Genomic DNA, 9239 nt, shown 5'->3' with positions numbered 1-9239 from the left:
CCGTTACAGACAATTGTCGCACATGATCGTGCAGGAGAAAAATCGCCGGGAAAAGGCGAGCGGGCAAACGAAAGACTGGGTCGAGGAAAGCCTGAATTTCTTGCTCGATCAGCGCCAGACTATTGTGGACGCAATGACGGCTTGCCTGAAAGCTGATGCGGACCTTGGCCGGAAGGCTGAGGTTTTGATGTCACTCAAAGGAATCGGCCTGCGAACGGCATGCTTCATTCTGGCCGACCTGCCGGAGCTGGGGCATATGGACAAAGGAAAGATTGCCAAGCTGGTTGGCGTTGCGCCGCTTAATCGCGATAGCGGACTGATGCGCGGCAAACGCATGATTGCAGGCGGTCGAAGACAGCTGCGCGACGCGCTTTACGTCGCGGCGCTGCCCGCCATTCGTTTCGATCCGGACATGAAGGCGTTCTTCCAGCGCCTCAAGCAAAAGGGAAAGCCGAGCAAAGTCGCACTCGTCGCCGTCATGCGAAAAATGATCATTATCCTCAACGCGAGAATCCGGAACGCAAACGCAACGGTGCTTGACACCTAACACCGTTGCTTTTTTGTCTGGCTATCAGTTAGCCCATTCGCCGCCGCGCATCACCGGCTCGCGGGTTCCGTCCGCGTTGATGCCGTCGACGTCGATCTGGCCGGAGCCGATCATCCAGTCGATATGGATAAGGCTCGAGTTGCCGCCCTGCGCCTTGATCTGTTCCGGCGTCAGCTTCGCTCCGTCGATAAAGCATTTGGAATAGCACTGGCCGAGCGCGATATGACTTGCTGCGTTTTCATCGAACAGGGTGTTGTAGAACAAAAGCCCGCTTTGCGAGATCGGCGAGGAATGCGGCACCAGCGCCACTTCGCCCAGATGACGGGCGCCTTCATCCGTATCCAGCACCTTGTTGAGAACCTCTTCACCACGGCTCGCCTTGGCCTCGATAATCCGCCCGCCCTCAAAGCGAACCGCGATATTCTCGATCAAGGTGCCCTGATGCGACAAAGGCTTGGTGCTGGTCACATAGCCTTCGACACGGAGAGCGTGGGGCGTCGTAAACACTTCTTCCGTCGGGATGTTCGGATTGCAGGTGATGCCGTTTTTGGCAGTGGACGCGCCGCCGTGCCATTCATGGCCGTCGGCAAGCCCAACAGTCAGATCAGTGTTCGGCCCCTTGAAATGCAGGGCGCTATAAGCCTTGCCGTTCAGGAAGCGGGTGCGGGTACGAAGTGCTGCATTATGCGCCGCCCAGGCGCCGACCGGATCGTCGACATCGACGCGCGACGCCGCGAAGATCGCCTCGGCCAGCTTGCGGGTCGCAACATCTTCCGGGTCGTTTGGAAACATGAGCTGCGCCCATGCCGGATTGGGATAGGAGATGATGTTCCAGTTGATGTCGAAACCGGCGATCTTTTCCAGCGCCGGCTGATAGGCCTTTGAATTGGCGCGGTTGGCGCGTGAAACCTTGGCCGGATCCTGGCTTGAAAGCAGCATCGGATTGTCGGCTGCGATGGCCAGACGGGCAGCGCCGTCCGAATAGGCCTTTGCCATGCCTTCATAAAGCCAGCTTGCCGCACGGTCGAAACTCGCATCCGATGCATTCTCGTAACGGGCAAGCGCCATTTCGTCATCCGCGAAGAACGGCGTTACCAGCCCGGCTCCGGCCTTGTAGGCATGCTTGGCGATGAGGCGCACCAGCGGCAGCGCCACGACCGGGGCGGTGATGACGAGATCCTGCCCCTCGCGCAATTGCAGACCGACACGAACGGCGACTTCCGCAAGACGTTCAAGTTTCACCGGATCGATGACTGGGTTCAGCTGTTCAGGAGCCATGGGTGGAAGACCTCTTTGGATATGGAATCACCGACAGTTTATCAGACGGCATAATTTCACCACCTTTTTTCCTGCCTTTACGCTATAGTATTCACGCGGTCAGTTGCAGAAGAAAGCAGACAGCAATGAATAAGAAAGTGCTTATCTTACTGGGTGTTACCGGTCTTCTGGCCGGCTGCGTAACGATGACGCCCGAACAGCGCCGTGCAGCTGACGAACAGACCTGCCAAAGCTATGGTTTCAAACCCAGGACCGACGCTTTCGCCAATTGCCTCATGCGGCTCGATCTCGATCGCAGGGCCGACAGGCGCGCCTGGCAGAATCAGGTCGATTTCTATGATGCACCGATGGTGATCTATCGTCCGGTCTATCGGCCCTGATGCCTTCGCTGAAAACAACTGCAATCTGCCATTGAAATCAAAACGCCGGTCGGGTTGGACCAGACCGGCGTTGCAGAGCATCCGATTATAAATGCGCTTCCTAGAGCGGAGCTTCAGGACGGTCCTGGGAGAGAAGAAGCGCGCCGATGGCGTCAGCCTGCTTCTGGCTCGCCGGAGCATAGCCAAGCGAGGTCGGCTGCGGGGCCGTGGTATCGAATTGCGGCTGGTAGGACGCCATCTGCATATGCTGTTCCTGCTGAGGCACCGCAACACCGCGATGACGCGCCAGACGGTCACCGCGCGCCTGAGGACCGACGCCGCTGTTCTGTTCTGCGCTTTGAGCCTTGGAAGCCTCCGCCAGTGCTACCTGAACAGTCGGTTCCGTTCCCGGAACCGGACCGGTCTGCGGTAGGGTCACATCATAAGATGGATCCTGCGGAACAGAAGGCGATTGCGGCGAATAGGCGAGGGCAAGATTGTATGGTTCCTGCGGGACAGGGTTCTGCAGCGAGCCATCGCGGTTGCGCTTTTCGTAGAAGGAATTGCCACCGGCGACGAGCACATAGTGCATGTTGTTGTAGGGGAACCTCAGGCCCGCCGTATGGAAGAACATGGCGTTCTTGAGTTTCGGATGGCGCTGACCCTTCAACACTGCATCAGCAGTTGCCTGAACATCAGGCAGCGCCTTGGAATCCATCCTGCGGGTGAGGACGCCCGGCGCAAACTGGTTCTTCTGGCCAACGACGCCGCAAATCGTATCGGGATAACGGCCCGATGCGAGACGGTTCATGACGACCGTGCCGACAGCGAGAAGCCCGTCGGGGCTGGACCGGTTCGATTCGAAAAACATCGCGCGCTCAAGGCATTCCTTGTCACGCGCTGTGTAGGTGTAGGTCTTCACGCCATTGACGGATTTGACGTGGCTTGCCGCCGTCTTTTCCGAATTGGCTTTTCCCGTGGTTCCGGTCGTCGTGCATCCCGTGACCACGAAAGGCGCAACCACCAGCCCGATAAGAACGGGCAATTTCCACTTCGCGGCGCGCGTCAATGGCTCAATCTCATGTTAGGACCCTTAACTGATCCAGTCATTCGTTCAGGCGGACACATCCGGAATGATGCGCGCGAACGTCTGACTGCGGTGCAAGTCAAAGAGGACGAAGATCAAAATCGCACGCCCTACTGTCGCTCAATCGAATTCAAGGTTTTGGAATTTTTAGGCCAAAAAAAGGCGAAGGGTCAAATCCCAACGATGCAGGCAGCGTTCAAACAGCCTGAAACGAAATCCGAATCGAGAGTGCGAATATGCCTACAAGCCCTTTAAATATATTAATAATTTATTAACGAGAATTACGAATTCAGATAAGGCATTGATTTAATGCGATACAAATTCCCGCAATACACGCCATATCGCTGCCTTAATTCGCTTTTGCTTGGATGGTTTTCTCCATCACATCCGCGCTGCTTCGAATGATCTGCAAAAATTCTGTTTCCCATGGGTTCCGTTGGTTGCCGTCAACTTTGGAAACAGATTTGTAACATCGCGTGAAAACGCATGATTGGCGCGCAGTTTTGGTCCCGCCTACGCGAATCGGATCAACGTTGCCGCAGGCCGATCATCCGCAAACGGCCCGCCACGATGAACATGGCGGGCCGATCAGGAGCTATATCTGAGAGTTTGAATGACTGCGTCGATCAACCGAAAGAATAACCGGCACCGCGAACGGTGCGGATCGGATCGAGCGCGCGACCGACATTGATCGCCTTGCGCAGCCGTCCCACATGGACGTCCACCGTGCGATCGTCCACATAGATGTCGGGACCCCAGACGCCATCCAGAAGCTGGCTGCGCGAGAAGACACGACCGGGCGACATCATGAAATATTCGAGCAGCCGGAATTCTGTCGGTCCGAGACGGACCTCTTTTTCCTTGCGGTAAACCCGATGCTGCTGGCGGTCCAGAACAAGGTCGCCCACTTTCAGCACATGCGAAAGAATGCTCGGATTGGACCGGCGCAGCATCGCCTTGACGCGCGCCAGAAGTTCCGGCGTCGAAAACGGCTTTACCACATAATCGTCGGCGCCGACGCTCAACCCGCGGACGCGTTCGCTTTCCTCGCCACGCGCCGTCAGCATGATGATCGGCAGGCGCTCGGTTTCCGGCCATTGGCGCAGGCGGCGGCACAGTTCGATGCCCGAAACCCCTGGCAGCATCCAGTCCAGAATAAGCAAATCCGGCACATTCTCGCGCAATGCGATTTCGGCCTCGTCGCCGCGCAGCATGGTATCGACCTGGTAGCCCTCTGCCTCAAGATTATAGCGAAGCAGCACGCTCAGCGCCTCTTCGTCTTCTACCACAGCGATTTTGGGTGCCTGTGACATCCAGTATTTCCCTATCCAAATGCGGCGGGCGGTGGATACAATCCCCCAATCGACCGCGTGCCGCCGCGCTATTCACTCATTCTCAGCCGCCGGACTCCGGGTCACTCCGGGTCCGGTCGGATGCAGTTCAGGGTTTACGCGCCTCATCCACGACAATACCGTGGCTCAGGTCTTCCTTGGGTCGCTCAGCCGGCATTTGCAGGCCGGTCACGATGTAATAAACGGTCTCCGCGATGTTGGTCGCGTGATCGCCGATGCGCTCGATATTCTTCGCGCAGAACAGAAGATGCGTGCAGGCGGAAATATTGCGCGGATCTTCCATCATGTAGGTCAGCAATTCGCGGAACAGCGACGTGTACATGGCATCGATCTCGTCATCGCGGTCACGGACGACATTGATCTGCTGCACCGAACGCGACGCATAAGCGTCGAGCACGTCCTTGAGCTGGGTCAGCGCCAGTTCGGCCAGCGTTTCCAGACCACGATAGAGCTTTACCGGCTGGCGCGATTCCGAAACGGCGGCAACACGCTTGGCAATGTTCTTGCCCAGATCACCCACGCGCTCCAGGTCGGCGGAGATGCGGATCGAACCGATGATCTCGCGCAGGTCCACGGCCATGGGCTGGCGCTTGGCGATGATCATCACGGCCTTGTCGTCGATCTCGCGCTCGCTGGCGTCGAGGATGAGATCGTCGGAGATGACGCGCTGTGCGAGCGCGTTGTCCGCATTGACGATAGCGGCGACCGACTGCTCGACCATACGTTCCGCATGTCCGCCCATTTCGGCGATCTTGTGAGTGAGAAACTTCAATTCCTCGTCGTAGGAGCGAACGGTATGCTGAGACGGCATAGTAGACCTCGTAATATAAATTGCGGGGAAGCCGCACTGTCTGTTGAAACGCAGTTCCGGATCAGCCGAAGCGTCCGGTGATATAGTCCTGCGTGCGCTTTTCGGTCGGCGCGGTGAACATGGTTTCCGTGTCGCCCACTTCGACCAGATTGCCGAGGTGGAACATGGCTGTGCGTTGCGAAACGCGCGCGGCCTGCTGCATGGAGTGCGTGACGATCACGATCGTATAGTTCTGGCGCAGTTCGTCGATCAGCTCTTCCACCTTCGCCGTTGCAATCGGGTCGAGCGCCGAGCACGGTTCGTCCATGAGGATGACTTCCGGGCTGACCGCAATCGCGCGCGCAATGCAAAGGCGCTGCTGCTGGCCGCCGGAAAGACCGGTGCCCGCATCATGCAGACGATCCTTCACTTCCTCGAACAGGCTCGCCTTCTTCAAGCTCGTCACGACGATTTCCTCCAGATCGGCCTTGGTGCGGGCGAGACCGTGGATGCGTGGGCCGTAAGCGACGTTTTCATAGATCGACTTCGGGAACGGATTCGGCTTCTGGAACACCATGCCGACGCGGGCCCGCAATTCGACGACATCGATCTTAGGATCGTAGATGTCCTCGTTGTCGAGCGTGATCTTGCCGCCGACCTTGCAGCCTTCAATCGTATCGTTCATGCGGTTGAGCGAACGCAGGAAGGTAGACTTGCCACAACCGGAAGGGCCGATCAGCGCTGTGACCATCTTTTCCTGGATTTCCAGATCGACGTCGAACAGAGCCTGCTTCTCCCCATAAAACACGCAGACCTTGTCGCCGCGCATCTTTATGGAACTGGCGTTGGCGTTCATTTTTTCTCCTACGGCTTTCTCGAGAGATCGTTCAGTCATCAGGTTCATAGCTTTCGACTCCCGTTTACCAGCGGCGCTCGAAGCGGCGGCGCAGAATGATTGCTGCAATATTCATCACGGCAAGGAACAGAAGCAGGACGATGATAGCGCCTGACGTGCGTTCCACAAAGGCTCGTTCTGCTTCGTTTGCCCACATATAGATCTGCACCGGCAAAGCAGTCGCCGGTTCCATCGGCGTTGACGGTACGTCGGCGACGAAGGCCACCATGCCGATCAGCAGAAGCGGCGCGGTTTCACCAAGCGCATGGGCAAGGCCGATGATCGTGCCGGTCAGGATGCCGGGTGCGGCGAGCGGCAGAACATGGTGGAATACCATCTGCGTTTTCGACGCGCCAAGGCCAAGGGCCGCGGAACGGATCGATGGCGGCACGGCGCGAAGCGCGGCGCGAGTCGCGATGATGATGGTTGGAAGCGTCATCAATGTCAGTACCAGACCGCCGACCAGCGAGGCGGAGCGCGGCAGGCCGAAGAAGTTGATGAACACCGCAAGCCCGAGCAGGCCGAACACGATGGACGGGACCGCCGCCAGATTGTTGATGTTGACCTCGATCATGTCGGTGAAGCGGTTCTTCTTGGCGAACTCTTCCAGATAGATCGAAGCAGCAACACCGATCGGCAGGGAAAGGCCGAGAACAATGAGCATCATGTAGAGCGAACCGACCAATGCCACGCCGAGACCGGAGGTTTCCGGACGGCTGGATGCGCCGAAGGTGAAGAGGCCCGTATTGAAGGACTCCTTCATCACGCCTTCTTCCGAAAGCGTCCTCATCCATCCCACCTGGCGGTTCGAAACCTTGCGGTTCGCCTCCGGCACGGAAAGGTCGATCTGCCCCTTGAAGGCGGAATCGATATCCGCGCCCGCCAGAACCGGAACGACCTGTGTCGTGCCGATAAGCGAGGGGTTGTTCATCACGATCTCGCGCAGCTGAATGCGCACGCCGTCCGAATAGAAACGGCCAAGGTCCCGCATTGCCGGTCGGTCGGTCGGCGAAACACCAAGTTTTTCAGCCAGAGCGTTGCGCACCAGCAGCGGATAATTGGCCGTGATCAGCACATTCGGATCGGTCGCGCGCTTGTTGCCCGGATCGATCACGCTCTCTTCAAGCTTTACCGGCAGATAAAGCGTCGTCTGCCAAAAGGCGGTATAGCCCTTGGAGAAAACCGAAAACAGGAGCGCGCACAAGAAGAATACGCCGATGGCAATCGCAGCAATACCGTAATAGCGGAAGCGACGTTCGGCAGCGTAGCGGCGTTTCAGTCCGATATCGCGACGTGTCGGCTGTGCCGCGGCGGCGCTGGCATTAAAGGTCGTATCGGTCATTATTCGTACTGCTCCCGGTACTTGCGCACGATATGCAGCGCAAAGATGTTCATGATCAGCGTCAGGACGAAAAGCGTGATGCCGAGTGCAAAAGCCACCAGCGTCTGCGGCGAATTGAACTCAAGGTCGCCGGTGAGCTGGTTGACGATCTTCACCGTGATGGTGGTCATCGCCTCGAAGGGATTGATGTTGATGCGCGCTGCAACACCTGCCGCCAGAACCACGATCATGGTTTCGCCGATGGCGCGCGAGGCAGTCATCAGAAGCGCGCCCACGATGCCCGGCAATGCCGCCGGGAGGACCACCCGCTTGATGGTTTCGGAACGGGTCGCGCCGAGACCAAGCGAGCCGTCGCGCAACGCACGCGGCACGGCAGTGATGATGTCATCGGAAAGTGAGGACACGAACGGGATCAGCATCACGCCCATGACGAGACCGGCGGTCAGAACGCTCTGCGCCATGATGAAACCCTGCCCGCCTGCAATGGCGATGGACAGATCGCGCAGGAAAGGTCCAACGGTCACGAGCGCGAAGAAGCCGTAGACGATGCTGGGAATACCGGCCAGAAGCTCCAGAACCGGCTTTACGATGGTGCGTACGCGCGGCGAAGCATATTCGGCCATGTAGATGGCGGAGAACAATCCGACCGGAACCGCGAACAGCATGGCCACGAAGGCGATATAGAGCGTGCCTGCCAGAAGCGGGATGAGACCGAACTGGCCCGTCTCGCCGCCCGAACCGGCAGCGGCAAAGCGCGGGTCCCACACCGTGCCGAAGAAGAAGTCCCACGGCGAAACGGACTGGAAGAAGCTGATGGTCTGGAACAGCATCGAGCAGATGATGCCGATGGTCGTCAGGATGGCGATGCCGGAGGCAGCAATCAGGCCCCAGAGAACGATCCGCTCGACATTGTTGCGTGCGCGCATGCGCCGACTGATCGTGGAGAGGCCGAAAATCAGGCCAGCCACGGCGATCACCAGGGAAACAGCCGAACCGATGGTGTGCGTGAGGGCGGTTGCCTTTTTCAGGTAAAGCGCGATCGGCACCATATAGTCCTGGCCCTCGGTCGCGAGCGCCACGCCCTTTGCCCCCAGAAGCGTGCGGGCGTCCTGATAGTTCGACGGGAAATTTTCGAGTTCGGCAGGCGTCAGCCGGTCAAGCCCGCTGGCAAGACCGCGAACCATGCCGAGCTGCAGGCTGCGATTGGTGAAGGACCCTTCCTCAACGGCATCCGGCAAGCGGGCGGTCGCACTGTGATCCAGATAAACCGACGTTCCTATGGCCCATATGGCGAGGAACAGAACCGCAGGCAATGCTGAAACGAGGAAAACCCACCAGCCATGATAATGCGGGCGGGAATGCATTTTCTCGGTCGGCGAGGCTTTTGCGGAAGCAGACTGCGCCTTGTCCAGTGCAACGGCACGCTGGCGGCCTATAAAGAATCCGATCAGCCCGATTGCAACGATACTGACGAGAACCAGAAAGAAGGACATTCAATTTCCCCGGTTGCCCTGATGAATGCGGATGGCGTTGAGGTGCAGCTTCCACCCATGCCGTTCCACGCGAATGCGCCTGTCATAATACAAAGG

At 58.2% G+C, this 9239-nt stretch carries 9 protein-coding genes; 2 read left to right on the top strand and 7 right to left on the bottom strand.

What is annotated here, in order from left to right; all coding sequences use genetic code 11:
* Nucleotides 1–547: transposase (locus ACS5UA_RS21745; protein WP_443101810.1), on the top strand; the 547-nt coding region annotated here is incomplete at its 5' end.
* Nucleotides 548–571: 24 nt separating this feature from the next.
* Here the strand turns inward: ACS5UA_RS21745 and ACS5UA_RS21740 are convergent.
* Nucleotides 572–1825, bottom strand: coding sequence for an aminopeptidase (locus tag ACS5UA_RS21740; protein WP_112671903.1), 1254 nt, complete (start codon nt 1823–1825; stop codon nt 572–574).
* A 125-nt stretch (nt 1826–1950) separates the two neighbouring features.
* Here ACS5UA_RS21740 and ACS5UA_RS21735 point away from each other — a divergent pair, with 125 nt between their 5' ends.
* Complete coding sequence (locus ACS5UA_RS21735) at nt 1951–2205, top strand: hypothetical protein (RefSeq protein ID WP_112671901.1); 255 nt, start codon at nt 1951–1953, stop codon at nt 2203–2205.
* Between the two features lie 100 nt (nt 2206–2305).
* Here the strand turns inward: ACS5UA_RS21735 and ACS5UA_RS21730 are convergent, their stop codons facing one another.
* The 6 genes from ACS5UA_RS21730 to pstC form a co-directional block, all read right to left on the bottom strand.
* Nucleotides 2306–3253, bottom strand: coding sequence for a cell wall hydrolase (locus ACS5UA_RS21730; protein WP_063619853.1), 948 nt, complete (start codon nt 3251–3253; stop codon nt 2306–2308).
* Nucleotides 3254–3897: 644 nt separating this feature from the next.
* A complete protein-coding gene (phoB, locus tag ACS5UA_RS21725; protein WP_006468130.1) occupies nt 3898–4584 on the bottom strand; it encodes a phosphate regulon transcriptional regulator PhoB in 687 nt (228 codons plus the stop codon).
* A gap of 127 nt (nt 4585–4711) precedes the next feature.
* A complete protein-coding gene (gene phoU, locus ACS5UA_RS21720; RefSeq protein WP_006468129.1) occupies nt 4712–5434 on the bottom strand; it encodes a phosphate signaling complex protein PhoU in 723 nt (240 codons plus the stop codon).
* 61 nt (nt 5435–5495) lie between these two features.
* Nucleotides 5496–6269, bottom strand: a complete 774-nt coding sequence (gene pstB / locus ACS5UA_RS21715) for a phosphate ABC transporter ATP-binding protein PstB (RefSeq protein ID WP_006468128.1) — start codon at nt 6267–6269, stop codon at nt 5496–5498.
* A 64-nt stretch (nt 6270–6333) separates the two neighbouring features.
* Nucleotides 6334–7650, bottom strand: coding sequence for a phosphate ABC transporter permease PstA (gene pstA / locus ACS5UA_RS21710; protein WP_273773053.1), 1317 nt, complete (start codon nt 7648–7650; stop codon nt 6334–6336).
* Nucleotides 7650–9143, bottom strand: a complete 1494-nt coding sequence (gene pstC / locus ACS5UA_RS21705) for a phosphate ABC transporter permease subunit PstC (protein ID WP_025089832.1) — start codon at nt 9141–9143, stop codon at nt 7650–7652. The genes pstA and pstC overlap by 1 nt, the downstream gene beginning before the upstream one ends.
* Nucleotides 9144–9239: the final 96 nt, after the last annotated feature.

Source organism: Brucella sp. RRSP16 (assembly GCF_052246815.1).
Taxonomy (GTDB): domain Bacteria; phylum Pseudomonadota; class Alphaproteobacteria; order Rhizobiales; family Rhizobiaceae; genus Brucella; species Brucella intermedia.
Note: the sequence above shows the minus strand (reverse complement) of the source record. Positions and strands in the feature narration are given on the sequence as shown.